Raw genomic sequence first — 26,396 nt, 5'->3', positions numbered from 1 at the left:
GGACGCGAAGCGATCCAAAACTCTGCTGCGGAATCTTTCGCGTCAAATCAGACGTGCCTCATCCGTAGCGCTACTTCGGCCGCGTCTGGCCGGTGCCTCGCACCTTGTACTTAAAGCTCGTCAGCTGCTCGACGCCGACCGGCCCACGCGCATGCATCTTGCCCGTCGCGATGCCGATCTCGCCGCCGAAGCCGAACTCGCCGCCGTCGGCGAACTGCGTCGATGCGTTGACGAGAACGATCGCGGAGTCGACGCGGTTCAGGAACCGTTCGGCCGTCGCTTCGCATTCCGTGATGATCGCGTCGGTGTGCTGCGAACCATAGCGCGCGATGTGCTCGATGGCGCCGTCGACTCCGTCGACGGTTTTCACCGCGATAACGGCATCGAGAAATTCCTTGCCGTAGTCATCGGCCTGAGCCGCCTTCACGCGAGGATCGACCTTTTGCGTCGCCTCGTCGCCACGCACTTCGCAACCATCGTCGAGCAGGGCTTTGACGATCGGCGACAAGAGATCGGTACGCGCATTCTTGTCGACGAGCAGGCACTCGGTCGCGCCGCAAATTCCCGTGCGCCGCATCTTGGCGTTGACGACCAGCGGCACGGCGATCTTCATGTCCGCGCCCTGATCGACATAGGTGTGACAGATGCCTTCGAGATGCGCGAAGACCGGAACGCGGGCCTCGCTCTGCACGCGCTCTACCAGCCCTTTGCCGCCGCGCGGTACAATGACATCGACCGACCCATCCAGGCCGCGCAGCATCGCGCCGACCGCTTCGCGATCCGTCGTCGGAACGAGCTGGATCGCGGCTTCGGGCAATCCCGCAGCGCGCAGGCCTTCAACCAGGCAGGCATGGATCGCGACGCTCGAATGATGGCTTTCCGAACCGCCGCGCAGGATCGCCGCGTTCCCGGCCTTCAGCGCCAGCGCGCCTGCATCGGCCGTTACGTTCGGACGGCTTTCGTAGATGATGCCGATCGTTCCGAGCGGCACGCGCACGCGCTGAAATTTGAGACCATTGGGCCGCGTCCATTCCGCCAGCACGGTTCCGACGGGATCGGGAAGTGCCGCGATCTCTTCAAGACCGACAGCGATGCCGTCGATGCGCTTCTCGTTGAGCAGCAGCCGATCGACGAACGCAGCCGGTCGACCAGCAGCTTTCGCAGCTTCGATGTCCTGCGCGTTCGCCGCAAGGATTTTGGGCGTCGCCGCGCGCAGAGCTTTCGCCGCAGCGATAAGCGCCGCGTTCTTTTCCTCCGGCGTCGCGATCGCAAGCCTGCGGCTCGCAGCCTTAGCTGCTTGTCCGATGCCGCGCATCAGCTCGGCGGTCTCGTTTTCGATGCGCTCCGGTTTGTTCATACTCATTTCCTCGTCAGCGCCATATCGTCCCGATGGATCAGCGTCGCGCGCCCCTTGAACCCGAGGATCGCGGCGATCTCGCTCGAACGCTTGCCCATAATACGTCGCGCATCGTCCGCCGCATAGGCGACAAGGCCCCGGCCCAGTTCCCGGCCGTCCGCCGATCTTATCGTAACCGCATCGCCGCGGTCGAAGTTGCCGTCGATGCGGGTGACACCCGCCGGCAGAAGGCTTTTTCCCGATGTGAGAGCCTTCTCGGCGCCTGCATCGAGGTAAACGTGGCCGCTCGGCTCGAGCTGCCCGGAAATCCAACGCTTTCGCGCCGTCACCGGATCCGAATTGGCGACGAACCACGTGACCCGCGCGCCGTCCGAGATCGCCTTGAGCGGATGAAGAACCTTGCCGGTCGTGATGACCATATCGGTACCGGCCGAGAGCGCGATCTTGCCCGCCTCGATTTTCGTCTTCATGCCGCCTTTGGAAAGCTCGGTCCCGGCATCGCCGGCCATCGCCTCGATCTCCGGCGTGATCTCTGTCACGAGCGGGATGTGCCTGGCGTTCTGATCGTCAGCCGGAGGCGCGGTATAGAGGCCGTCGACATCCGACAGCAGCACGAGACAATCCGCCGACACCATCGACGCGACGCGCGCCGACAGCCTGTCGTTATCGCCGTAGCGGATTTCCGCCGTCGCGACCGTGTCGTTTTCATTGACGACCGGAATGGCCTTCAGCGCCAGCAGAACTTCAATGGTGTTACGCGCGTTGAGATACCGCCGCCGCTCTTCCGTATCACCGAGCGTTAGAAGAATCTGCGCCGCCGTCAGACCGCGCGCGGCCGCGAGTTCCTGATAGGCATGCGCGAGACTGATCTGCCCGACAGATGCCGCCGCCTGACTCTGCTCGAGTTCGAGCGGACCCTTCGGCAGCTTCAGCACATGCCGGCCCAGCGCGATGGAGCCCGACGACACAAGCACGATGTCCTTGCCGGCGCGTGCAAGCTCGGCGACATCGTCCATGAACGAATTGAGCCAGTCCGCCTTGATGCGGCCGGTGCTTTTGTCCGCCAGCAGCGCCGAACCGATTTTCACGACGATGCGCCGCGCCTTTGCCCATTCAGGGCGCGCGGTAGCGATCGTAGCGGCGGACTGCGGAGCGCGGATCATGACAATCCCGGATTGAAATTCGAACCCCGATGCGCGAGGCACCGGAGCATCGCGTGCTTATCTGTAAATGCGCGCATTCGGGCAAGAGGCCGATGCCGCATATCAGCCCGCCACGTCAATTTTTACCTAATTAACTGCCCGCAAGCCCGCCTTAGGGGACCACGGCGAAGAACAGGAACGTGCCGAACAGCACCAGATGCAGGAAGCCGAAAAGCACATTCGTCCGGCCGGTGCCGAATGTCAGGATGCTGGCGCCAAGCGTCATCACGACGAGCGCCATGTCCCGCGGATCGAGTCCGAGAATGAGGGGCTTTTGCAGAATGATGTTGGCCGCAGCGATTGCCGGGATCGTCAACCCGATCGTCGCCAATGACGACCCCAGCGCCAGATTGATGCTTTTCTGCAGATTATCGCGGCTTGCCGCCCGGATCGCCGCGATCGACTCCGGCAACAGCACGATAAACGCGATCACGACGCCGCTAAACGCCGGTGGGGCGCCGACAGCCGAGACGGCGGCGTTCACTTCAATTGCGAACAGCTTAGCGAGCACAACGACGGCAACGAGCGCGACGCAGAGAAAGAGGATCGAACGGATCAGTTTCCCGCCCGTCTCCGCATTGGGATCGGGCGGATCGTAATCTCCGGCAAAATAATCCCGGTGCCGAACCGTCTGCGTAAAGACGAAGACAGCATAGAGCGCGATGATCGCGAAGCTCATGAACGCCAGCTGGCTTGTCGAGTACAGGCGGCCCGGAGCCGAGCTGGTATAATTCGGCAGGATGATCGACAGCGTCGTCAAGACGAGCAGCATGGCTAGATAGATCTTAGCCGAGGTCACGTCGAACGACTGCTCGCGATATCGAATGCCGCCGACGAGAAGACACGCGCCCACGAGCCCTGTCGTAATGATCATGACCACGGAGAACACGGTATCGCGCACCAGCGTCGGCGCCGCCTTACCGGTCAGCATGAGGGACACGATCAAAGCGAGTTCGATCACCGTCACGGCCATCGTCAGAACCAGGGTTCCAATAGGCTCACCGGTGAGGTGTGCAACCTCTTCCGCATGATAGACCGCCGAAAATACAGCGCCCATAAGAAGAGGGATCAGGATGATCGCTATAGCGATACCGAGGGGATCCGACGCAAAATCATCGCCAAAACCGACCCATGTCGCGAACGCGAAAAGCGCTACCCCAACAATCGGCAGTGCCCACGACCAAGCCGGCGTTCGCGTCGAATGAACCATTGATGCTCTTTTGATGAGGATTAAAGGCGGATGAGTGATTGTGCGCGACTTGCGTGCATCTCGCAAGACAAAGCGTAAAGTTGTTTACGGCTGCCACGCCCCGCTTGCGTCGCGATCCTCATCATCCTCCGCCGCATCTTTGCGCGAGATTTCACGCGTCAGCGCGAACAGCGCTTCCTTGATGCCCGCACCGGACACCGCAGACAGTAGCAGAGGCGTCTTGCGCGCCGCCTTCTTCAAAGCTTCGCGCCGTTCCGCAAGCGTCTCCTCATCCAGCGCATCGATCTTTGAAAGAGCGACGATCTCTTTCTTCTTCTCAAGAGCCCCGCCGTAGGCTTTGAGTTCCCGGCGCACGGTCTTGTAGTCGCCCGCCACATCCGCCGAAGTTGCATCGACGAGATGAAGAAGAACGCGGCAGCGTTCGATATGCCCAAGGAACCGGTCGCCAAGACCCGCGCCTTCGCTCGCACCCTCGATCAGCCCCGGAATGTCGGCGAGGACGAAGTCGACGTCCCCTGCGCGCACGACTCCGAGGTTCGGGTGAAGCGTCGTGAACGGATAATCTGCGATCTTCGGCTTCGCGGCGCTGACGGTCGCGAGAAACGTCGATTTTCCGGCGTTCGGCAAACCGACGAGCGCAGCATCCGCAATCAGCTTCAACCGCAGCCAGATCGTCAGCTCTTCGCCCGGCTGTCCGGGATTGGCATGACGCGGCGCCTGGTTCGTCGAGCTTTTGAAATGCGCGTTGCCGAAACCGCCGTTGCCGCCCTTGGCGAGACGAACGCGCGCGCCGGGCTCCGTCAGATCCGCAAGCAACGTCTCGCCGTCTTCCGCGAACACCTGCGTACCCGGTGGAACCTTGACGGTGCAGTCGCGCCCGTTCGGACCCGCTCGATTCTGCCCCATGCCGGGCGTACCACTCTGCGCCGAGAAATGCTGCTGATAACGGTAGTCGATGAGCGTGTTGAGGTTCTGCACGCACTCGACCCAGACGTCGCCGCCATTACCGCCGTCGCCGCCGTTCGGCCCGCCGAACTCGATGAACTTCTCACGCCGAAACGCGACGCAGCCGTTGCCGCCAGCGCCGGACTTTATGTAAATCTTGGCTTGATCGAGAAATTTCATGACGCCAAAGCTCGAATGGCCATCGTCCACGGCCTGCGCAGTTCATAGCTCAGCGCTGGAAGCTCGCACTGGCGAGCTTCGCACCAGCCGGTGGAATCTCCAACGTACTTGAAGCCGAGCTTCTGGATCACGCGCGCCGAGCCGGGATTGCCGGCGAGATGCCTGCAAACGAACCGCCTGACGCCCGCCTTGGTGAATCCATAAGCCATCACGGCGCTCGCCGCTTCGGTCGCATACCCATGTCCCCAATACGGCTTGCCGATCCAATAGCCAAGCTCGGCGTCGCCGTTGGCATCGATCGTGAAGCCGCAAATACCGATGAACTCTGCGTCGCGTTCGATCCCGAAAACCTGTTCGCCCTCTTCCACGCCGCTGATCCAATGCTGCGCGGCATCCGCCGAGTAGGGATAGGGAATGCGCCCAGTCATGCTCGCGACATCCCAGTCACCCGCGAGATCGGCGATCCGGGCGGCATCACTGTCGACAACGGCTCTGAGGCGAAGGCGGGCGGTCTGCATTTCTGACAACTAAACGAACGTGTGTGGCGAAAAGGGATACGAGGCCGCCGCCAGAAAAGCAAAAGGGGACGGCAGCGCCATCCCCGAATTCGCAGCAATCTGGTCTCGCGGCTTACTCGGCCGCGACAACCTTCGCCGGCTTGACCGAGATATAGATGCGGCCGTTGCGCTTGGTATCGAACTCGACCGTACCTTCTTCGACTGCGAAGATCGTGTGGTCGGTTCCCATGCCGACACCCGAACCCGGATGCCACTGCGTGCCGCGCTGACGGCAAAGGATGTTGCCGGGAATGACGTACTCGCCGCCGTAGCGTTTGATGCCGAGACGTTTGCTCTCGGAATCGCGGCCGTTACGCGTCGAGCCGCCTGCTTTTTTCTGTGCCATTTCAGAATCCTCGAATGAAGCGGCGGCTCGTTACGCGCCGGTGATATCGGTAATACGCACGATCGAAAGGTCCTGACGGTGTCCCTTCTTGCGGCGTGAATTTTTGCGGCGGCGCTTTTTGAATGCGATGAGCTTCGGCCCGCGCGACTGCTCGACAAGCTCTGCAACGACCTTCGCGCCTGAAATGATCGGTGCACCGATCTTAACGTCGGCGCCCGAGCCGACCATTAGCACTTGGTCGAATTCAACGGTGGCTCCGGCGTCGCCGGCAACCCGTTCGATCGTGACGACATCGTCCTTGGAGACGCGGTATTGCTTGCCGCCCGTCTTGATGACAGCGTACATGTTCAATCCTTCCGGCCTTCTTGGCCTGTTTCCGCGCCCTGTGGCGCCATCGAAAAACGATGGACTTTCAGAGTGATGCCGAATTTATCAGCATGAGCCTCGGGCAGCGCATTGAAGGCGGAACTTTTATCCCGCCTGCGAGTGGCGGTTTATTGTCGAACTGAGGCACCTTGTCAATCGCCATGCGGCGTTTCGCTTTTTGTTTGAGCGGCCTCGCTGCTCCTCGCAAAAGCGCCACCCAGTAACCATTTTCACTCGCGATAGGCAAAGCCGGCCGCCAGACTGCCGGACCATTCAAGAGGAAAGCCGGGAAACGCGATGCAGGCACAGCTTCAACACGATGCAGCTGCAATTCGCGCGCGTGGACCCAGCCTCAACGAAATTCCCGTTCTCGATACCGGACGCGATTTCCCGCTCGCAACGCTCCGCGCCTTCGAAGACCGAACGCATGCCCTGCTCGATGCCGCATCGCGGCGCTATCCGCGCAGCGCGCTGACGGCCCTCGACAAGGTGTCCCGTGCCTGGCTCGCGCGCTGGAACAACCGCCATCTTCCCGAAATCGATGAGATCGCCCGCACGCTCGGCCGCCCTGGAGCCTACTTTTTCTCCGTCAATTACGAATGGGCCTGCACCTGCCGCGCAGCACCCTCTCCTGATGGCCGGTCGGCGCGCCTCGTCAGGGTTCTGGACTGGAAGGCGCCGGGCCTCGGTGCCAACCTCGTCTGCGCGAAAGTGACTGGCGCCGACGCTGGACCATTCTCGCTGCTGACCTGGCCCGGATACACGGGTGTTCTGCAGGTCATGGCTCCCGGCCGCTTTTCAGCGGCGATCAATCAACCTCCGATGCGCAAGGCGACGGGCCTCTTTTATCTCGACTGGGCCGCCAATCGCCGCCGCGTCTGGCATATGCCGCACCCGACGCCCGCCCACCTGCTGCGCAAAGTTGCGGAAGAGGCGCGCGATTTCGCCGAAGCCCGCCGCATGCTGATCGATGAACCGATTTCCACACCGGCCATCTTCACGCTCGCGGGGCTCGCCCCCTCTGAGACGACCGTGATTGAGCGCACCGAGAATGACGCTCGTGCCAGGGACGGCGCGCACGTCGCCGCCAATCATTGGGAAACGCCGGATTGGCACGGACATCCGCGCGGCGATCAAAGCACTGATCGCGCCTGCCTCATGCGCGACGTGGACACGTCCTTTGATCCGGAATTCCGCTGGCTCACACCACCCATCCTGAACGACAAGACGCGGCTCGCGATGGTTGCCGATGCCAGCGAAGGCCGCATGATCGCGCGCGGCTACGAGGCGGCCGGCCCCGCGACGACAACGCTCGATTTGACTTGGCGTCCAGCAGCCTGACCGCTTGCCTGACGCGCAAAGTAGAGGCGGCAAAGATATCGGTCGCGCCGCACTCTGAGCGACCGCTTGCTAGCTCATTATTCTTCAGCTGCCGCTGCGTCGAACGTCCGAAGCACGCCTGTCGCTTCACACAACGCGCACCTCATCTCAGGCGACAGCGCCACTTGCAAATGACTATTAAGTGCACTTAAGTATTTGATGTAATTTGACTTTATTGGTTGCTTATCTTATCTCAAGCGCATCGGGGAGTAGCCACCGCTTCATCTGCGGGATCGCGTCAACAAGCTCGCGCAAGTGCGCGTGGCGCAATCAGCCGAATTAGTCGGCCCGGCAAGACCGTGGTGAAAACTCGTTCCATACGGACGAACGAGGGAGCACCCGGTCGATTGTCCGTAGGCTGATTCCTCATGTCCCCTTTCGCAATCATCGTGCTTGCTTTGAGCATGTCCGTAGACGCATTCGCTGTCTCGGTTGGCCGCGGTGCCGCGCTCAATCGACCACGGTTCTCGGAGGCTTTGCGCACCGGCGCTGTCTTCGGTGTCGTCGAGGCGATAACACCTGTTATCGGCTGGGCAGCTGGGGTCGCAGCTAGCAACTTGGTCACTGCCATTGACCATTGGATCGCGTTCGGACTGCTTTCCGCCGTCGGCGTTCACATGCTTTTTGCGGCCTTCTCAAAAAAGCCGGAGGAAGAAGAACCCGGAAGCTCCTTCTTGGTGTTGATGGCAACAGCAATCGGCACGAGCCTTGACGCAATGGCCGTTGGAGTTTCACTTGCATTTCTGGACGTGAATATTCTTGTGATCGCCGTTGCGATTGGTTTGGCGACGTTTGTCATGTCGTCTGGTGGGATGATTATCGGTCGCTTTATCGGCGTACGGCTTGGCCGCATTGCGGAGGCCGTGGCCGGCATCGCACTTTTTGGCCTTGGATTGTCAATCTTGATTGATCATTTGGGGGCTTAGGAAACGACATACGGCTCAAGCGGAAGAGCCCAAGTGTTGTGGGAAAAGGCACACTACGGGACCGTCACCGCGAGCACCTGACGCGCTTGATTTGCCTGGATCGAAAAGGCGCGCTTGCCAGCACCGGCAGCATGTCATATGAGGGCCGCTCGCCGCTGCGAATTACAGCCTTCGATGACCACTTCGACTGCGCTGGAAACGTGGGGTTTGCAGATACTGATAGTCAGCTGATAGTCATTGGCAAAATACTGCCAGACCTTCGAATGCTGAAACAATCATTGCAAATCAAAGGCTTGGAGAGGTGGCAGAGTGGTCGATCGCGCCGCACTCGAAATGCGGAGTACTCGCAAGGGTACCGGGGGTTCGAATCCCTCCCTCTCCGCCAAACACCGCTGATTGCCATCTATAGTGCGATATTGCCGCCGATCACCACATCCCGCCGGGTGAGAAGTACACCGCCCATTCTACGCTACAGCCCGATATATCTTGAGAGTGGAGATGACGGCTTTCGACTTGACCGGGGTTGATGGCAGACCACCGGATTTTGAGCGACCATCGTAGAGACCTGACGTTCACACTTCGACTTTCTTTAGGATCCGGCCTGCGGCTGAGGTAAAGCAACCGCCGCACGAGGCGAGCATCAGACGCCGAGAGATTGACAAAAGCTGCAGCCTTCATCATGGTTACTGCGCCTCTGGATAGAGGCTGAAAAGAAGCCTGAGATGGTTTCGGCAATCGTGCTGCTGCAAAGCAGCTAGTCAATCGGCTGTGCCAATTTCATTGGCGCATGCACGTGCGCCCGATGGTCCGAGACCAGTCTCTTCTATGATGAAGGACTGGAAATGACTGATACTCCCAAATTGATCATTCGTTTCGCGCTGGTCGCGGAGCAACCGGACTCGCGTGACGAAGAGCGGCTGAGTTCCGTCTCGAGTGAGAATTCGATTGCAGGCATCAAGCGCTACACGGGTTTCGTCCGGGGGCGCGACCTCTTCGGCCTGTTCGATCACGTCTCTCTCGAAGCAAACCCCCGTGCGGCCAAGGTCGGGAGCGTGACCACCGCCATTCTGGAATCGCTGGAGACGACGCCCGAGCTGTTCCCGTTTAAATCCAAGGGGATCTTGATCGGCACATCCACCTACGAGGCATTGCAGCGTAACCGCTTTGAACTCGCATTCAAGGATCCCGCTTCCGAGGGCATCCTTGATGGTGGTCACAACATGCTGGCCATCGGCCTGCACATGCTCTCGGCGGTCGCCGAAGAGAAGGAAATTGCCCGCATCGCTCTGTGGGAAGAAATGAAAGAACTCTGGACCGGATACCGTAAGGAGCTTGAGAAGGAAAAGGAGAGCTTCGACTTTTTGGTGCCGGTTGAGCTTCTCGTGCCTTCTGACATTGAAGATGTGCGTGCCGTCCAGCAGTTTGAAATGTCCGTGCTGGAGATCTGCGCCGCTCGTAATAACAACGCCCAGCTGACGCAAGAAACTAAGTCGAACAAGCTCGGCTTCTACACCGAGATCAGGGACCGCCTAGATCCCAAGATTGCGGCCCGCGTCGAGTGGAAGAGCAACGAATGGGAGAGTAGTGAAACGCGCCCAATCAAAGTTCGCGACCTCCTTGCCCTGTCGTGGATCCCGTTGAACAAGGCAAATGAGGCGGATCTGCTGCCGCTGAACATCAGCGTCACCCCGCAGAACATCTATCGCAACAAGGGGGAGTGTTCGAAGCAATTCGATAAGCTCATGCGCGATCCCGGAGTGTCGGCGCCGATTGCGGGGGAAGGGCCTACACACGATCTGCACAATGACACGGTGAAAAGCTGCTTCGATATTCTCGCGGATCTGCCGACGCTGTATGACCAGATCTATGAGGATTTCCCGGAAGCTTATAACTCGAACAACTATCGTTTCGGTTCGAGCGCGATCGTAAAAATGTATGACCCGGTCAAACGCGAGACGGCCAAGGACAAGGCGGCGTATGTGGCCACACAACCGATGACCCACTATCTCAACCGCCCAGTCTACTACCGTTATCCCGACGGCCTGATCATGCCGCTTGTTTACGGCCTAAAAGGCTTGATGGAGATTGAGGACGGCCGCGTGGTGTGGGCCACGGAACCGAAGGCCTTCCTCAAGAAGTATCTCCGCGATATCGCTGGCGCTTACCGCTTGGTGCTGGACATGGCGCGCTTCGACCCACAGAAGCTCGCGAAGAACCAAGCCAGCCACGAGTTTGCGGTGGGCGAGTTCGAGAAGGCGTTGCTCAAGCATCGGGCAAAGAAGGCAGTGGCCTGATTATCGTATGAATGGTCGTCGGCGGCACGGCGGCGGCCATTCGCATATATTGCGTCAATCGACGTATCTCTAATAACCTGCTCGGCGTTGAGAGCCGGAGACCGCACCAACCGTATATCTTCTTTCGGGAGCGACCCATCCTATCCCTGAGCGGCGAAAATTGAGGCACGATGCGGTCGAAGTGTTGTAGCCACCTAAATTGCGGCTTCCCAAATCCGCTGCCCAGAAGCGGTCATTCCAGGTTCCACCGCATAATGGCCGTTCCGTCATCAATTTTGGAGGGCTATAGCGTAGATGTAGTTCTCTGTTTCATCGGCTTCGGCCCGCCAAACACCGCTGATTGAATTATTCGGCGCGCGTCGCCGCTGAGCGGCACCGACGATGCTTTCTTCGCCATGCTCGCCGACGACCGCAGAGCTTAAGGCGCTCCCAGAACGCTTTTTATTCTCGCCCGATCAACTCAGAGCGTCCGTCGGAGCTGGAAGAAGCTTGTGAAGTGAAGACAGAATGCGATTCACCGCCGCTGCTCCGAAAAGCACCGGGATCTCATATCCAAAAATTCGCTTATGCCGGAGACTCAATTCCCTGGCCGCCGGCAACCTTCATCGTGCCGTGATCAGTTGAATTGTGCTTCGAGCTCCTTTGCGAATTCGAAGATGTCCATGCAGACGCCGTACGTTGCGACGTTGAAGATCGGCGCTTCTGGATCGGTGTTGACGGCGATGATGGTGTCGACGTGCTTCATGCCGTAGAGGTGCTGCACGGCGCCCGAGATGCCGAGCGCGACGTAGACTTTGCAGGCGCTCGCGACCTTGCCGGATTGCCCGACCTGGTGCGGCTTCGGCAGCCATCCGGAATCGACGATCGGGCGCGAGCAGCCGAACGTGAAGCCGAGCCGGTCGGCGAGCCCTTCGAAGCGCGGCAGGTTGTCTTTTTCCTGGATGCCGCGGCCGACGGAGAGAATGTATTCGGCTTTCGCGATATCGATGTTCGACTGCGGCGCTTCGATATAGCCCGTGTGCTGCATGCTCTCGGAGGCCTGGATGAGATTGGGCTCGATCGCCGTGCGCTTGGCGCTGCCTTTGGCGTCGGGCACCGGATACGTCGCGCCGCGGAGTGCCAGCACGACGATCTTGCGTTCCGGGAACGCCACCTCGAGGTTGACCTTGTTGCCGTAGGCGCCGCGCGTCGCGGTCAGGCCGGTGGCATCGGCCGAGAGCGCCAGCACGTCGCTCGCAAAGCCCGCGCCGAGCCGCGCCGCGATGGCCCCGGCGAGCGCCATGCCGTTGACGGTATGGCCGAGCAGGATCAGCTCGGGCTGATACGTCTTGCCGAGTTCCAGAACGCACTCTTCATAGACGTGCGGATCGAAGTGATCGGCCGGCGCCTTGACCGACACGATCTCGTCGACGCCCGCGAGGTCGAGCGAGTCGGCGATCGCGCCGATGTCGTTGCCGATGACGGCGACGACGACCGGACCGCCGAGGCCCGCTTTCACCTGCTGCGCCGCCCCGATCGCTTCCCGGGTGATGTCGCGAACCACGCCGTTCAGATGTTCGGCGACGATGAGAATGCCGGCCATGATCAGCCCTTCTTTTCACGAATGAGGTTGGCGATGAACTTCGCGATCTCCGCCGGCGTGCCGGTCAGCATCTCGGCTTTCGACTGCTCGGGGATGTACATGCGCTTGACGACGTAGCCGCCGCTGCCGTCGACGACGCCCGCGCCGCTGACGACGACGAGCGGCTTCTGCTTCGCCTGCTTGACCATCTTCATGGTCGCGAAGCGCGGCGTGTTGATGCCGGTCTGGATGGCGACGACGGCCGGCGCCTTGAGATCGAAGTTGTGCCGGAGGCCGCCTTCGAGTTCGCGCGCGAGCTTCAGCGGTCCCTTGCCGTCCCACTCGAAGCCGACGACGACGGCGGCGTGCGGCAGGTCGAGGATGCGTGCGAGCGCGGTGCCGGTGGCGCCATGCGCCTGGTCGCCCGACTGCACGCCGGAGAACACGAGATCGGGATCTTCCGCCTTCGCGACGCCGGCGATGGCGCGCGCGATGGTGATCGGATCGGCGTTGGCGAGCGAGTCGTCCCAGATCCGCACCGCCCGGTGCGCGCCTTTGGCCAGCGCCTTGAGCAGCGACGCATCGGCATCACCGTCGCCGACCGTGACGGCCACGACTTCGCCGCCGCCCTGCTTCTCAACGCAGCGGAGCGCTTCCTCGAGCGCCGCGTCGTCCCACTCGTTCAAGGAGAACTCCATGAACTCGCGGCGCACGTCGCGGCCGTCGGCGGTGAAGCCGTATTCGTCACCGAGCTTGGCGACGTTCTTGATGGTGACGAGAATGCGCAGGCCGGTCTTCGGCGGCGCCTGATAGTCGGCGAACGTCGCCGGCGTGACGGGCTTCAGTCCATCCCACGAAACCGGCGTCAGCTTCTGTTCGACGGCCGGTGCTGCGGGGGCAGCCGCAGGAGCAGCATCCGGAGCCTTCGCTTCGGGTGCAGGCGCGGCTTCGGCGGGCGCTTGCGTGGGTGTCGCCGCCGGAGCCTGGTCCGCAACGGCTGCCGCAGTTGCAGCCGGCGCCGCAGCGAGCGCCACGGGGGCGGCCGCCACCGGCAGGCTCGCGAGCCGCGCCGAGATCACGGCGTCGAGCTTCGTCGCCACCGCATCCGAGATGTGCGTTGCGATCGCGGCGACGAGACGGTCGGCGAGCGGCGGCAGATCCTTGAGGTTAAGCGACTTCAGCTCGATGGCTTCCGCGACCAGCTCGGCCAGATCCTGGACGACGAAATCCTTCTCGTGCCCGCCGGTCTTTCGAGCATCCTCAAACATGGTCAGGTCCTTTGGACAGCAAGTGACGAAGATATCGATGTTGAGCGCCGCCGCTTCATGCACGCGGTTCTCGGAGGGCTTCTGCGTGCCCTGCGTATCGGGGATCCAGATGCGTCCGCCGCCGGCGCCGCAGCAGAACGAGTTGTCGCGATTGCGCGGCATCTCGATCAGCTCGCAGCCGATCAGCTCCAGCACCTTGCGCGGCGCGTCGTAGCCGCCGTTCAGGCGCCCGAGATGGCACGGGTCATGGAACGTGACGCGCTTGTTGAGCGGCTTTTTGACTTTGAGCCGGCCGCTGGTCAGAAGGTCGGCGAGCACGCTCGAATAGTGCTCGATCGGCGCGACCTCGCCGAAGGCCGGGTACTCGTTCTTGATCGTGTTGTAGCTGTGCGGGTCGGTGGTGATGATGCGCTGGAACGGCTTGGCGCCCTGCATCTGCTCGATGTTGTGGCTCGCGAGTTCCTCGTAAAGGCCCTCTTCGCCGACGCGGCGCACGTCGTTGCCCGCCGTCTTCTCGCCCTCGTGCAGCAGCGCGAAGTCTTCGCGTGCGGCCTTGAGGAGCCGCGCCACCGTCTGGCTGACCTTCTGGTTGCGCGGATCGAAGGAGGCGAAGTCGCCGACGAACCACAGCGTCGGAGCGGCATCCTCGCGGATGTCCTTGACGCGGAACTCGAGCGCCTTCGTCCATTGCGAGCGCTTGCGCGAGTTCTCGCCGAAGCTGTTGCCGGTGTCGCCGATCTGCACGATCGTGTTGCGCAGCAAGGGGTCCATCGTGCCCTGCTCGACGAGATGCCGGCGCATGCGCACGATGAGGGACGGGTGTTCGATGCCGACCGGGCAGATCTCCTGGCAGGCGCCGCAGGTGCGGCAGGCCCACAGCGTCTCGGGCGCGATGACGCCGCCGACGAGATCGAGCGCCGGTGACGAGCAGCCCTTGGCCTCGTCGTTGTAGGCGCGCAGATCGAGAATGAAGTCGCGCGGGCTGAGCGGATATCCGGCCGTCCGCGCCGGACAGGCTTCATGGCAACGGCCGCACTTGGTGCAGGCGTCGAGATGCAGCATGTCCTTCCAGGTGAAGTCCTCGATCGCGGAAATGCCCGCCTTCTCGGCGTCCTTGGGCTCGCCCGGCAACAGCGCCAGCGGCTGCTTGTTGCGGAAGATCAGCGATCCGACGGCGGAGATGATGTGCTTCGCCTTGTACCACGGGATCGCGGCCGTGAACGTCAGCGCCAGGATGCCGTGCATCCACCAGTTCGCCTGCCGGATGGAGATCGCGGTGGCTTCCGTCATGCCGGCGCCGGTCAGCACCTTCGATAGCGCGAGGCCCACCGGCGACCACGCCGCCCATGCCGGCTTGTCGATGATGAGGCCGCAGGCTTCCTGCAGGAAGCCCGAGCATTCGATGAGCAGCAGCGAAACGACGAAGACCCAGTCCTCGATGCGCCAGCCTTCGGCGACGGAGCGCAGTTCCGTCTCGCCGCGATAGTTGCGCACGTAGTCGAGCTTCTTCGGCTTGATCAGCGCCCGGCGCACGATCATGTAGATGAGGCCGATCATCAGGCACAGATGTCCGAGATCGAGCAGCAGGCTCATGATCAGATAGAACTTGCCCTTGACGAACGTGATGCCCGTCAGCGGCTTCAGAAGATCGACCTCGATGAAATAGAGCGTCGTGGCGATGGCGCCGAACAGATAGCCGTAGAAGATGCCTTTGTGCGCGAGGCCCGCCCAGCGATCGCGCCGCCTGAGCGTGCGATGCGAGAAGATGTCCTTCAGCCCACGGACGACGCGGTCGTAAAGCTCAAGCGGCTCGACCAGCGACTTGCCACGCGCGTACTTCGCGATATGCGCATACGCCCCGTACAGGAACACCGCCATCGACAGCGTGCCGAGCATGTAGAACATGATCAGCTGCTGCGTGTTGATGCCCCAAAATAGCTCGCGCGATTCCACCGATTTATCCTCTTTGGCCTGGCGCCGTCAGCGGCTCATCTCTGGCTGCGCCGCACGCCATCGGCCCTTGCGATATCGCTATCGCGCCGCCGGACTTCCTCCGATCAGGGCGCAAACGACACCTGCCGGCAAATGGCGCGGATGCCCGCGCCACGCCAATCGTCGTGATTTTTCTTTGTTGTTTGTTCGGAAACGAAAGGCCGCTCCACCTCGCGATGGAGCGGCACAGCACATCACGCGATGCGGATGGCGAAGATCTTTCGGATCGTTGCTTCCGTCTTCCAGGTGCCGACGAAACCGGCGTCGATCTGGAAGCTGTCACCGGCCGAGAACTGCGCGGTCTTACCGGTGCCGTCTTCCGTCAGCGTGACCTTGCCTTCGAACAGATGGATCAATTCGTCGGCCTTATAGGTGACGTGATAGGTGCCGGGCTGTGCTTCCCAGAAGCCGGTCAAAAACTTGCCGTCGGCGGTCTTGTTTTCGATCCACGTCTTCATCGAGGGCGTGCCGGCGATCGGCTTCCAACCGTCGAGGTCGGCGGTGATCGGCGTTGATTTCGGTGCTGAGTATTTTCCGAATGCTGTGATGGTCATTGGCTTATTCCTAATGTGTTGACACGATGGAGTATGCACCAAGAAAGGAGTGGCGCTAGACGCGCCACACCAGATCCGGATTCTCGTCCGGGTTGTACGCCGTGCCCCAGGCGCGCTGCTCGCGCTTGTACGGTTTCTGGTGCTGCGGATCGGCATCTTCGATCTCGCGTGCCAGGCGATGCCCGTCGAACGTCGCGTCCGCGATGATACGGGGCGACTCGGCATCGCCGATGACGAAGACATTCGTGATGCCGTTTGCTTCCCACTCGCCCTTCCGCGCCTTGAGTTCACGATAGAGCGTATCCTCGGAGCGTCGCGACGTGACGAGGATCACGGTATCGCACTCATGCCATTCGTGGCTGGTGTTCTCGTTGCGCGGCAGCTGCCCGGCACCCTTGTAAGAGCGCTTGTAGCCTTCACCCCAGATGTTGAAGAGTTCGACGCGGCCCTGTTCGACGCGCGAGCAACCCGTCTCGCCCAGAACCTTGATGCCGAGCTCGTGGATGAGGCGCTGCATGTTCGCACCCTCGAGGGTGTACTCCATGTAGGCGCCGAGACCGCACACCGTCGCAACCGTTACGTCGTGACCGGCGCGAGCGAACTTCTCCGCAAGGCTGGGCGCTGTGTAGTACGCATCGTAGTTGATGATCATCACGCGCTTGCCGACGGCCTTCTTGCCCTCGTACACCTGTTCGGGTGTCAGAACGTGCGGCAGGCTCGCATCGGCGCCGGGGATCGGCTCGTGCGTGCGGTGATTGACGCCCGTGGTGCTCCACTTCGCGCCCGTCGCAATAACGACGCGCGACGCGCCATACTGCAGAATATCATCGGCAGTCATCGGCTTCTGCTTGAGCGCGATCTGGCACTCAGGGTTCTTCTTGAGGAGCTTTTCGAGCTGCGTCTGGCGATAGTCGCGATGGAAGCTCCACTCGCCGAGACCCGGCAGCGTGGCGACATCGTTGACATAACCGCCGGTCTTTTCACGCGTATCGACGAGATGCACGGTGTAGCCGCGCTCCATGAGCACGCGGGCGCATTCCGACCCGGCAGGACCGGCGCCAACAATCAGGACGTCGTGATCTGACTTCTTCGGCTCGAACTTCTCCGGATGCCAGCCGCGGCGATACTCTTCGCCGGCCGTTGCGTTCTGCGTGCAGATGAACGGCACGCCGCCCATTTCCCAGCGCGAGATGCAGACGTTGCAGCCGATGCAGGTGCGGATATCGTCGACGCGACCCTCGTCGATCTTGCGTGGCAGCCACGGATCGGCAATCGACGGACGCGCCGCGCCGATGATGTCGATGATGCCCGCCTTGATGACCTGCAGCATCTTTTCCGGATCATAGTAGCGGCCGACGCCGACGACCGGCTTGTTGGTCGCCTGCTTGATATGGCGGATCCAGTCGTTTTCGTGCGCGATCGGATAGAAGCGCGAGGGACCCGCGTCCTCACCCCACTCGGCGATGTCGCCGATGTTGACGTCCCAGAGGTCGAGATACGGCGAAGCAAGCTCGATGAAGCGCAGGCCGTCCTCGGTCAGCTCGACGCCCTTCGTTCCGTAAAGGGTGTCGGTCGCGCAGCGCGTGACAAGGGCCACGTCATCGTTGACGGCCCGGCGGATCTTCTCAAGCGTCTCGATCCAGAAGCGAGCGCGATTATCGAAGCTGCCGCCGTACTTGTCTGTGCGCCGGTTGTAGTAAGGGTTGAGCCACTGCATCGGGCCATAGGCGTGAGCGCCGTAGACGTTCACGAGGTCGAAGCCGGTATCGCGGGCGCGCAGTGCCGCGTCCACATACTGCTGCTGCAGGCGCTCGAGTTCGTCGATGTCGGCTTCATGATTGTAGGTGAAGCCGGGGCAGCCGGGAACAGTCGCGAATTCGGAGTTGTACTGGCTCGGACCGCGCGAAATCGTGCGCGATTCGATGGCCGGCGCGTGCGGTCCGCCGTAGAAAAGTTCGCAGCCTGCGAGCGAGCCGTGGCTGTGTACGTGGTCGACCATGGCGCGCAGGTTGCGCATGTCGCCCTGGTCCCAGATACGGGCCGTGATGCGCAGCGTGTCGTCGCATTCCGGATGGATCGAGCACTGCTCAGTGTTGACGGCGCCCCAGCCGCCTTCGGCCTTGATGCCGCGATGGGCCATGTTCATGCCGGGCGAGTTCGTTCCCGCGCCGTTGCAGTGAGGCACCTGATAGAAGCGATTACGTATCGTTTTAGAGCCGAGCTTCAGTGGCGTGAAGAGGATGTCGAAGCGAGGATCTCTTGCCATTTTTTAGGACTCCTTGGTTCTCCCGAGAACCAAGGATTGGCTATGGCGCGATGCCTCGCGTCTATTGTCACGACCGATTACTCCTTAGGAGGTAGATTCCTGCTGCACATGCAAAGTGCGGCAGTTTCGGTCAACTCAAAGGATAACCGTTGCTCTGGGCCTAAACAAGCTCTCGAGCAGTGCGTCAAGCAGCCCGATGAAACGGTTCGTCATGACGTGTGTACGCTGCGGTCACAGGCAGGTCATGAGCGCGCTCGCCGCACAACATATCGCATTGCGATATATTATTAGTACAATACGGATATTCCGCATAATGAATTGCATGAATATGCCATATAAAACGGGACCTTTTATGAGCTCCCGTGCGTTTGACCTAAAAACCTCGATAGCAAAAGCAATTTGATATACAATGCGCCAGGATTTAGCTGGAAGTTTCTGAAAGCGCCCATTTGAGCGTTCTGAGATAAAGGCCGCTAGCCGCGACCAGCAGAAAATCGAGAGATAATAAAGCTGGCCAAGCGCCCTACTCTTTCCAGACATCTTGACTGGCGACGCGATGAAATGCACATCGAGCCGAGACGGATGGCGTTCAACCACCCGGGGGGAGGGGAGATTTCGCCTGATATGTCCAGACTGCCTATATCGTGCTTCATCATTGCTCAAAACGAGGCCGATCGCATTGCCAGAACAATTCGGTCGGTTGAACCGTGGGTTGATGAAGTCGTGGTCGTCGACAGCGGCAGCACCGACGATACAGTGTCCGTTGCCCAAGGAGCCCACGCACGCGTAATTTCACAGACGTGGCTTGGCTTTGGCAGGCAAAAAAGATTTGCCGAAGAGCAGTGCCACCGCGACTGGGTCTTGAACCTGGACGCCGACGAAGTCGTCTCGCCAGAACTTCGGACGAAAATTACGGAACTATTCCGTTCGGGCGCGCCAAAGCATGCGGCATACGGCATGCCGATCCACGTCATCTACCCGCAGCGGATCAAGCCCCGCATCTGGGCTCGGGACCATTGGTGCGTCAGGCTCTACGACCGCCGGATCGTGCGTTTCCGGGACTCGCACGTTCATGACACCGTCGTGACAGACGGCCATGCCGTAGGACGCCTCAATGCGCCCATCCACCATTTTTCGATCCGCTCGTTCGAGCACATGAGGGCCAAACTGGACAGGCGCATGTCGCTTGCGGCCGAACACGCCTCAATCACCAGTCCGGCACTCACATTGGCGCGCCTGACGATCGAATTCCCGCTGAACTTTTATAAGTACTACATCGTCAGGCGACACATCACCGGCGGCTTCATGGGCTTGCGCTACGCGGCGCTGCAAGCCCGCTTCAGAGCAGCGAAAGTCTATCGTCTCTGGCGCCGTCAACGATTGTCCATACTAAACGACGCACCCGTAAATGAACACGCTATGGCCTCGAGCTTAGTCTCACAGCGAGACGGAAAAGACCAAGCAAAATAGTACTCACCGACGCGTTGGATCTCAATCCGACTACCTAAAGCGCCCACGCTTGACGTCAGGACGGTTCTGCTCGTGACCTTGTCCCCAAGGTGCTCACTCATAACTGGAGTCCGTTCTGGTTATCGCCCGTGAAGGACCTACTTACAAACTCGTTCGGCGTGAGCGCATTGTCAGCTCACGAGCGACGTGATGGCCCGGCAACGAGGTGTCCGCCGCGAGAGCCAAGCACTCGCGTGTGAAGTACTCGACAATCACAAGAATGCAAAAGCGGCGCCCGTCAGCGAGCGACAGGCCTTCGCCGCGAGCCCGATCAGGGCACACGCCGAAACAGAAAAGCTCTAGGCTGCGGCACGCTGCATGACGTCGCTCAGCACATCGCACGTTCGATCGATGTGTTCTGGCGCGAGCGTTGGGTGGACTAGAAACGCGAGGCTTGTCTCGCCCAATTCCCGAGCAATCGGCAAACGCTCCTTTGGACGCCACGGCGTTCCGTCAAAAGCCTTCTCAAGATAAATTTCGCTGCAGGAACCGACGAAGCAGGGCACGTCCTCAGCACGAATTTCGTGAATGATCCGATCGCGAGTCCAGCCACCAGCCAGCGCCTCGGCATCTACGAATGCATAACATCGGTATGCAGCAGGCTCGGCCCAGTTCGGAATATCGCAAACTCGCAGCCCTTTAAGGCCCCGCGCCGTTTGACGAATTTGCTCCGCATAGCGCCCGCGGATCTTAGTCCATTCGTCCATCTTCTTGAGCTGCAAACGCCCAATTACGGCCTGCATCTCGAGCATTCGCCCATTACCGCCGAAAGCCTCATGCACCCAGCGAAACGTCGCCTGCGGTTCGGACGCTTGCATCGTTGCGTAGCCCTTGCCGTGGTCCTTGAGCGACCACATGCGGCTCCACAGCTCGGCATCGTCCGTCGTGATCATGCCACCTTCACCGCCGGTCGTCATGATCTTGTCCTGGCAGAACGACCAGGCTCCAAGATGACCGATGGTGCCGACAGATCTTCCTTTGTAACGTGCGCCGTGCGCCTGCGCACAATCCTCGATGACCGTGAACCCGTGTGCGCGCGCCAGGGCCATGATCGGATCCATGTCAGCCGGCATTCCGCCCAGGTGGACTACGATGACCGCCTTCGTACGAGCTGAGATCAGAGGCGCGATCGTTTCAGCCGACAGTGCCTGCGTATTGCGGTCGACGTCGGCAAACACGGGAGTCGCGCCAGCCATTGCAACGCAGGAAACCGATGCGATAAACGAGCGTGGCGTGACGATCACCTCGTCACCGGCGCCGATTCCAAGCCCCTTTAGAGCAATCTCCAGCGCAACCGTACCGTTAGCGAGCGCAATCGCGTGACGGGCGCCTGTCCATGCAGCAAATTCCTGCTCGAATGCACGCCCCTCACTACCGGTCCAGTAGTTGACCTTGTTCGAGCTCAGCACTGCGGCAACAGCCTCAACCTCTTCAGGCGAGAAGCTCGGCCAGGGGGAGAAGGGAGTTTTCGGCATTGGATGATCAGCGGCGTATCTGGCGGGCAGGATTACCGACGACTTTGAGTCCAGCGTCGATCGAAGCAACGACGACAGCACCAGCTCCGACAAACGCACCCTCGCCGACGAATGTATATTCGCGCACCACCGCTCCTACCCCAATCCAGCTTTCCTTTCCAACCCTAACGCCGCCAGCTAAATGAGCACCGGGTGCAACATGAACACCATCCTCCAACACGCAATCATGATCAACCGTCGCACCCGTGTTGACAATAACTCCCTGCCCGACGCGGGCACCAATATTGACGACAGCACCCGCAATGACTACCGAACCAGGACCGATAACGGATCTACCGCTGACGGTTGCACGCGGGTGAATGAGAGTCGCGAGCCGCGCGCCTACACTCCTAAGGGCCAGCAACAATTCAAGCCGCATTCTATTGTTACCGACGGCAACAACTACCGCGTCGAATGCGCTCGCCTGAGCCATCAAGTCCTCCCCTGAGCCCGCTACACTCCACGGCGTCTCCAAAGCTACGTCGTGTCTATCATCAAAGAAGACAATCCGCTGCCATCCCAGCGCGTCGGCACAGTCAGCAACGACGCGTCCATGTCCGCCCGCGCCAAGAATCGCCAGTCCACCGCTCATCTGATGTCCATTTGTCGAGAAGCACGCTCAATATGGCGTTTCTGATCGAGAAACCTGTCGCCCCCACCCCCGGTAAACCGTTCCATCGTCGCTGACCCCTCTGCAGAAATTCCGTCACGTCTGATGATTTTCAGAAACGTCAAAGCCAGAATTCTGAGGTCCAACCGCAAACTATGGTTGTCGACATACCAAGCATCGAGTTCGAATTTTTGCTCCCAGCTTATGGCATTGCGACCGTTGACCTGGGCCCAACCCGTGACGCCGGGCTGAACGTCGTGGCGCCGCGCTTGCTCGGATGAATAGAGCGGCAAATATTCCATCAGCAATGGCCGCGGACCAACCAGGCTCATCTCGCCTTTCAGAACGTTCCAAAGTTCCGGCAATTCATCGAGACTGGTCGAGCGCAAAAAACGGCCAAACCGCGTGAGGCGCTCGGCATCCGGAAGAAGCGCGCCGTCCTTGTCGACACGGTTCGTCATGGTGCGAAATTTCACCAGGTGAAATGGCTTGCCGAGCAGGCCGGGACGCCGTTGGATAAAAAATACCGGAGTACCTATATTTACGCGCACCAATAGCGCGATAAGCACCGCGATGGGGACCGCGACAATTGCCCCTAAGAGGACGGCGGCGATATCGAACGCACGCTTGACCGTCATATCGCCACGGGCCTCACGATAGGATCTCTGGAAATATCCGACACATCAGTCGAACCTATATTGGGTCAACCATACGGCATCAAGCGCGCGAATTGAGCTTCAGCGTCTGACACATCCAACGCATATCACAATACCAAATGACATCCGCACGATCGCCGCTCAACACGCTAAATTCTGACGACGAGCATTGAGCTTGTGAAATGGAGGCGCCGGATAATCCGCTTCGCTTCCTATCTCGCGCTCACGCGCAATCTGTCCGTCCTCCCTACGCGCGAAAACGCTCAACTGCCAGTTCCATCGCCGAGACTATCGAGTCGACGCCAACCTTCGCGCTCAAACGCATGTCATAAAACGCCTTCCCGCGCCGTCCCATCGCGTCGCGCGACTCCGGACTCATAGATGCGAGCCGCGTCACAGCTTCAGCCAACGACGGCGGATCTTCCTGCTCAACAACGAAACCGGCGTCGGCCTCTTCGATCAAAGCCGCTGCATCACCCTGCACGGCCATGATAACGGGCTTACCCGCCAGCAAATAGGCCTGTGTCTTCGACGGGATGGTGATATTAAACAACGGATCACGGCGAAGATGCACGAGTAGCGCATCGGCGGACTGCAGAACGCCTCCGATCTCCGACATCGGCACCGGTGGATGGAAAACCACGTTTGTCAGCCCAAGCGCCTGCGCACGGGCTTTCAATTGCGGAACGTCGATCCCGCCACCGATGCAAAGCAAACTTACCTGCGGTGCCCGCTCCTTAAGCAATACCATCGCATCGAGGACATTCTCAATCTTCTGGGCCATGCCCATCGTCCCTGCGAAGACCAGAAGGAACTTGCCAGCGAGATCGGCGGGCCGCGCCCACGTGGCGACCGCGCCCTCTTTCATCGACGTTTCATCGGCCCAGTTGTACACCACGCGGATCTTCTCCGGCGAGACCCCGACAGCCTTCAGCCGCTCCGCAAATCCAGGTGATTGCGGTAGAAGCAGACTCGCTCGGCGATAAACGAAACGAGCAAAGCGCCCAATGACCGATAGTACGCGATCGTTGCCGATCATCCCCGTTGCTTTCAGCGTATCGGGCCACAGATCCTGGATGTCATAGACGAACGGAATCCGCCGCAAAAACCCGATGAGGGCAGCGGCGACACCCACGGTCAAAGGCGGATGATAGACGTACATGACATCAGGTCGCCATCGACTGAATACTCCCGCAATGGATGCCGATGCCGCAAAGCTGATGTAATTCGCACTCCGCCCGATGCGCGATCTGTCATGGCTGCAGTAGAGTGGAACCCGGGTGACGTGTATTCCGTCGACGACCTCGCGCTGCACGAAACGAACACGGTATCCGTCGTAGACCTTGCCACCCGGATAATTCGGAAATCCCGTGAGCACGCGAACGTCATGCCCGGCATCTGCCATCGCCTTGGCAAAATCAATGTTCTTGATCGTCGGTTCAGGCGTGAAGAACTGCGATAGGATCAGGATGCGCATGCGCAGACCGCGTCAGATCAATATTGTTTCCAAACGACGCGCCGCACATATCCGCTATAGCTGTGCAGAATACGGACAACCTTATCTGAGACGTTCGGCATCGCGTAATCTGCGACGTGCCTGAGCAAGCGCTCCTCGCCGCGCGGTTGCCGAAGTACAATCTCCAAAGCGCGCAGCACATTCTCGCGCTCGAGCCCGACCATCATGACCGTGCCTTCCTCCATCGCTTCCGGGCGCTCATGCGCTTCGCGGATATTCAACGCTGGAAAATTCAGGATCGAAGACTCTTCCGAAATTGTGCCGGAGTCCGAAAGCACGGCAGACGCCGATTGCTGAAGCTTCACATAATCATGAAATCCGAGCGGCTTTAACAGTCGAACGTTTGTGTGAAAATACGCACCACTTGCTGTAATTCGCTTTTGCGTACGCGGATGAGTACTGACGATCACCGGCTTTTCATAATGCTCGCTGATCGCATTGAGCGTTGCGACGAGGCGCGTGAAGCTTTGCTCCGACTCGATGTTTTCTTCTCGGTGCGCGCTGACGGCGAAATAAGCTTGCGGAGTAAGCTTCAACCGATGGAGGACGTCGGAAGCCGCAATCTGAGATCGGTAATACGCAAGCACCTCGCACATTGGGCTGCCGGTCTTGATAATGCGATCGGCCGGAAGGCCTTCGCTGATCAGATATTCGCGCGCAATGTCGCTGTAGGTCAGATTGATATCCGCCGTATGGTCGAAGATACGGCGATTGATCTCTTCGGGAACGCGCTGATCGAAGCAACGATTCCCAGCTTCCATATGGAATACAGGAATTTTGCGCCGTTTCGCCGGCAGCATCGAGAATCCAGAATTGGTATCGCCTAAAATCAGGATTGCTTCGGGCTTGACCAGCTCCAGCACACGGTCGGTCTCGATGATAACCTTGCCGATCGTCTCCGCCGCGTTAGTTCCCGCTGCATTCAGAAAATGATCCGGCTTGCGGATGCCAAGATCTGCAAAGAAAACTTCATTGAGCTCGTAATCGTAATTCTGACCCGTATGAACGATGGTATGTGCACAGTCGCGATCGAGCGCCGCCATCACCCGAGACAAGCGGATGATTTCCGGCCGCGTACCTACAATGGTCATAACGCTGAGTTTAGACGGGTTCTGCATAGGTATCCGGCTTGTCGCGATCAAAGATTTCATTTGCCCAAAGCATCACGACCATTTCGGTCGTCCCGATATTGGTAATATCGTGTGTCCATCCCGGAACCGTTTCAACGATTTCGGCGCGTTCACCCGAGGTTTCAATTTCGTAACGCTCGCCGGTCACCATATGACGAAAACCGAAGCGCGCGCGTCCCGAAATAACGAGAAACTTTTCAGTTTTGGTATGATGGTAATGGCTGCCGCGCGTAATGCCCGGATGCGCAGTAAAGAATGAGAACTGCCCGCAGTCTGGTGTTCTCAACATCTCCACGAACTTGCCACGCGGATCGCAATGTTCGGTGACACCATAGCGGAACGCATCCGGAGGCAATGCACTCACATACGTCGCATAAAGCGCTCGTGTCAGCCCCGTGCCGACGCGCTCGATCAGCAGACTGCCGCCACGGCAGTTACGAAATGCCTTTATCTGCTCTGCGACTTCGCCGACCGTTGTGGCGTAGATCGGATCGATTTCAACCAGTCCCGGAGAAAGCTTGCCATCGAGCGCCGCCAAAAACGAACTGACCACATCATCGATGTACACCAGCGTGAGCGCAGCACTTGGATCATGAATCGTAATGGGAAGGTCGCGCGCGATGTTATGACAGAACGTTGCAACCGCAGAATTGTAGTTGGGGCGCGCAAACTTGCCGAACACATTGGGCAGACGATAAAGATACAGCGGACAACCCGTCGCTCTCAGCGCATCTTCCGCTCCGAGCTTGCTGTTGCCGTACTCGTTACCCCGCGTCACTTGGGTGCTCGAGGTATAAATAACCGGAACTGAACGCCCGCTCAGCAACCTCGCCAGCTTCTGGGTGATCGTAGTGTTGTCGCTATAGCTTTCGCCTTCCTTCGGGCGGTTGATCCCCGCGAGATGCACGACAGCATCCGCCTCGGCCAAGGCATTTGAGATATCTGCATCCGAAGAACTGCGCGTTATCGGCAGGCAGGTGACGTCGGTCCGCGGCTTCAATGCAAGAAGAAGGTTTTTTCCGATGAAGCCGTCTGCACCCGTCACGACAAGTTTCAT

Annotated in this window: 21 protein-coding genes, 1 tRNA gene, 1 pseudogene and 1 riboswitch; of the genes and pseudogenes, 5 read left to right on the top strand and 18 right to left on the bottom strand. The window is 59.9% G+C overall.

Going from position 1 to position 26,396, the window contains the following annotated elements; genetic code table 11:
- Nucleotides 1-70: 70 nt before the first annotated feature.
- The 7 genes from HDEN_RS00985 to rplU form a co-directional block, all read right to left on the bottom strand.
- A complete protein-coding gene (locus HDEN_RS00985) occupies nt 71-1,357 on the bottom strand; it encodes a glutamate-5-semialdehyde dehydrogenase (RefSeq protein ID WP_013214251.1) in 1,287 nt (428 codons plus the stop codon).
- A gap of 2 nt (nt 1,358-1,359) precedes the next feature.
- Nucleotides 1,360-2,520: a glutamate 5-kinase gene (gene proB, locus HDEN_RS00980; RefSeq protein ID WP_013214250.1), complete on the bottom strand. Its 1,161-nt coding sequence runs from the start codon at nt 2,518-2,520 to the stop codon at nt 1,360-1,362.
- Between the two features lie 151 nt (nt 2,521-2,671).
- Complete coding sequence (locus tag HDEN_RS00975) at nt 2,672-3,769, bottom strand: calcium:cation antiporter (protein WP_013214249.1); 1,098 nt, start codon at nt 3,767-3,769, stop codon at nt 2,672-2,674.
- Nucleotides 3,770-3,853: 84 nt separating this feature from the next.
- Nucleotides 3,854-4,894 carry a GTPase ObgE gene (obgE, locus tag HDEN_RS00970; protein ID WP_013214248.1) on the bottom strand — a complete coding sequence of 347 codons (1,041 nt, stop codon included), beginning with the start codon at nt 4,892-4,894 and terminating at the stop codon, nt 3,854-3,856.
- Entirely contained in the window at nt 4,891-5,412 is a 522-nt protein-coding gene (locus tag HDEN_RS00965) for a GNAT family N-acetyltransferase (protein WP_013214247.1), read from the bottom strand. Before HDEN_RS00965 ends, obgE begins: the two co-directional genes overlap by 4 nt.
- Before the next feature lie 112 nt (nt 5,413-5,524).
- Nucleotides 5,525-5,797: a 50S ribosomal protein L27 gene (rpmA, locus tag HDEN_RS00960; RefSeq protein ID WP_013214246.1), complete on the bottom strand. Its 273-nt coding sequence runs from the start codon at nt 5,795-5,797 to the stop codon at nt 5,525-5,527.
- 30 nt (nt 5,798-5,827) lie between these two features.
- Entirely contained in the window at nt 5,828-6,142 is a 315-nt protein-coding gene (gene rplU, locus HDEN_RS00955; RefSeq protein ID WP_013214245.1) for a 50S ribosomal protein L21, read from the bottom strand.
- Between the two features lie 318 nt (nt 6,143-6,460).
- Between rplU and HDEN_RS00950 the strand changes: the two genes are divergently transcribed.
- The 4 genes from HDEN_RS00950 (at nt 6,461) to HDEN_RS00935 (ending at nt 10,763) form a co-directional block, all read left to right on the top strand.
- On the top strand, nt 6,461-7,504 hold the full coding sequence (locus tag HDEN_RS00950) for an Ntn hydrolase family protein (RefSeq protein WP_013214244.1): 1,044 nt from the start codon (nt 6,461-6,463) through the stop codon (nt 7,502-7,504).
- Between the two features lie 231 nt (nt 7,505-7,735).
- Nucleotides 7,736-7,833: riboswitch (yybP-ykoY riboswitch) on the top strand.
- A 78-nt stretch (nt 7,834-7,911) separates the two neighbouring features.
- On the top strand, nt 7,912-8,469 hold the full coding sequence (locus tag HDEN_RS00945) for a manganese efflux pump MntP (RefSeq protein WP_013214243.1): 558 nt from the start codon (nt 7,912-7,914) through the stop codon (nt 8,467-8,469).
- A 295-nt stretch (nt 8,470-8,764) separates the two neighbouring features.
- A tRNA-Ser gene (locus tag HDEN_RS00940) sits at nt 8,765-8,854 on the top strand.
- A gap of 457 nt (nt 8,855-9,311) precedes the next feature.
- A complete protein-coding gene (locus HDEN_RS00935) occupies nt 9,312-10,763 on the top strand; it encodes a hypothetical protein (RefSeq protein WP_013214242.1) in 1,452 nt (483 codons plus the stop codon).
- A gap of 616 nt (nt 10,764-11,379) precedes the next feature.
- Here HDEN_RS00935 and HDEN_RS00930 read toward each other — a convergent pair.
- From HDEN_RS00930 to HDEN_RS00915, 4 genes are all read right to left on the bottom strand, one after another.
- Complete coding sequence (locus HDEN_RS00930) at nt 11,380-12,345, bottom strand: electron transfer flavoprotein subunit alpha/FixB family protein (protein ID WP_013214241.1); 966 nt, start codon at nt 12,343-12,345, stop codon at nt 11,380-11,382.
- Between the two features lie 2 nt (nt 12,346-12,347).
- The gene (locus tag HDEN_RS00925) at nt 12,348-15,545 is read right to left on the bottom strand and encodes a heterodisulfide reductase-related iron-sulfur binding cluster (RefSeq protein ID WP_013214240.1); all 3,198 of its coding nucleotides are present in this window, start codon (nt 15,543-15,545) and stop codon (nt 12,348-12,350) included.
- 233 nt (nt 15,546-15,778) lie between these two features.
- Complete coding sequence (locus HDEN_RS00920) at nt 15,779-16,138, bottom strand: cupin domain-containing protein (protein WP_013214239.1); 360 nt, start codon at nt 16,136-16,138, stop codon at nt 15,779-15,781.
- Nucleotides 16,139-16,193: 55 nt separating this feature from the next.
- Nucleotides 16,194-18,404: an oxidoreductase gene (locus tag HDEN_RS00915; RefSeq protein WP_013214238.1), complete on the bottom strand. Its 2,211-nt coding sequence runs from the start codon at nt 18,402-18,404 to the stop codon at nt 16,194-16,196.
- Nucleotides 18,405-19,028: 624 nt separating this feature from the next.
- Here HDEN_RS00915 and HDEN_RS00910 point away from each other — a divergent pair.
- Nucleotides 19,029-19,874 carry a glycosyltransferase family 2 protein gene (locus HDEN_RS00910; RefSeq protein ID WP_041921749.1) on the top strand — a complete coding sequence of 282 codons (846 nt, stop codon included), beginning with the start codon at nt 19,029-19,031 and terminating at the stop codon, nt 19,872-19,874.
- A 171-nt stretch (nt 19,875-20,045) separates the two neighbouring features.
- On the opposite strand, the pseudogene HDEN_RS18595 reads toward HDEN_RS00910, so the two are convergent.
- From HDEN_RS18595 to wbjC, 7 genes and pseudogenes are all read right to left on the bottom strand, one after another.
- Nucleotides 20,046-20,159, bottom strand: a pseudogene (locus HDEN_RS18595) (IS3 family transposase); the annotation flags it as partial.
- 53 nt (nt 20,160-20,212) lie between these two features.
- Entirely contained in the window at nt 20,213-21,388 is a 1,176-nt protein-coding gene (locus HDEN_RS00905; protein WP_013214236.1) for a DegT/DnrJ/EryC1/StrS family aminotransferase, read from the bottom strand.
- Between the two features lie 7 nt (nt 21,389-21,395).
- On the bottom strand, nt 21,396-22,019 hold the full coding sequence (locus HDEN_RS00900; protein ID WP_013214235.1) for an acetyltransferase: 624 nt from the start codon (nt 22,017-22,019) through the stop codon (nt 21,396-21,398).
- On the bottom strand, nt 22,016-22,675 hold the full coding sequence (locus HDEN_RS00895) for a sugar transferase (RefSeq protein WP_013214234.1): 660 nt from the start codon (nt 22,673-22,675) through the stop codon (nt 22,016-22,018). The genes HDEN_RS00900 and HDEN_RS00895 overlap by 4 nt, the downstream gene beginning before the upstream one ends.
- Before the next feature lie 265 nt (nt 22,676-22,940).
- Nucleotides 22,941-24,170: a glycosyltransferase family 4 protein gene (locus HDEN_RS00890; RefSeq protein WP_013214233.1), complete on the bottom strand. Its 1,230-nt coding sequence runs from the start codon at nt 24,168-24,170 to the stop codon at nt 22,941-22,943.
- Between the two features lie 17 nt (nt 24,171-24,187).
- Nucleotides 24,188-25,327, bottom strand: coding sequence for a non-hydrolyzing UDP-N-acetylglucosamine 2-epimerase (gene wecB, locus HDEN_RS00885; RefSeq protein ID WP_013214232.1), 1,140 nt, complete (start codon nt 25,325-25,327; stop codon nt 24,188-24,190).
- A complete protein-coding gene (gene wbjC / locus HDEN_RS00880; protein ID WP_013214231.1) occupies nt 25,311-26,396 on the bottom strand; it encodes a UDP-2-acetamido-2,6-beta-L-arabino-hexul-4-ose reductase in 1,086 nt (361 codons plus the stop codon). Before wbjC ends, wecB begins: the two co-directional genes overlap by 17 nt.

The organism is Hyphomicrobium denitrificans ATCC 51888 (genome assembly GCF_000143145.1).
GTDB classification, from domain to species: domain Bacteria; phylum Pseudomonadota; class Alphaproteobacteria; order Rhizobiales; family Hyphomicrobiaceae; genus Hyphomicrobium_B; species Hyphomicrobium_B denitrificans.
This window is presented reverse-complemented; position numbering and strand designations above follow the sequence as displayed.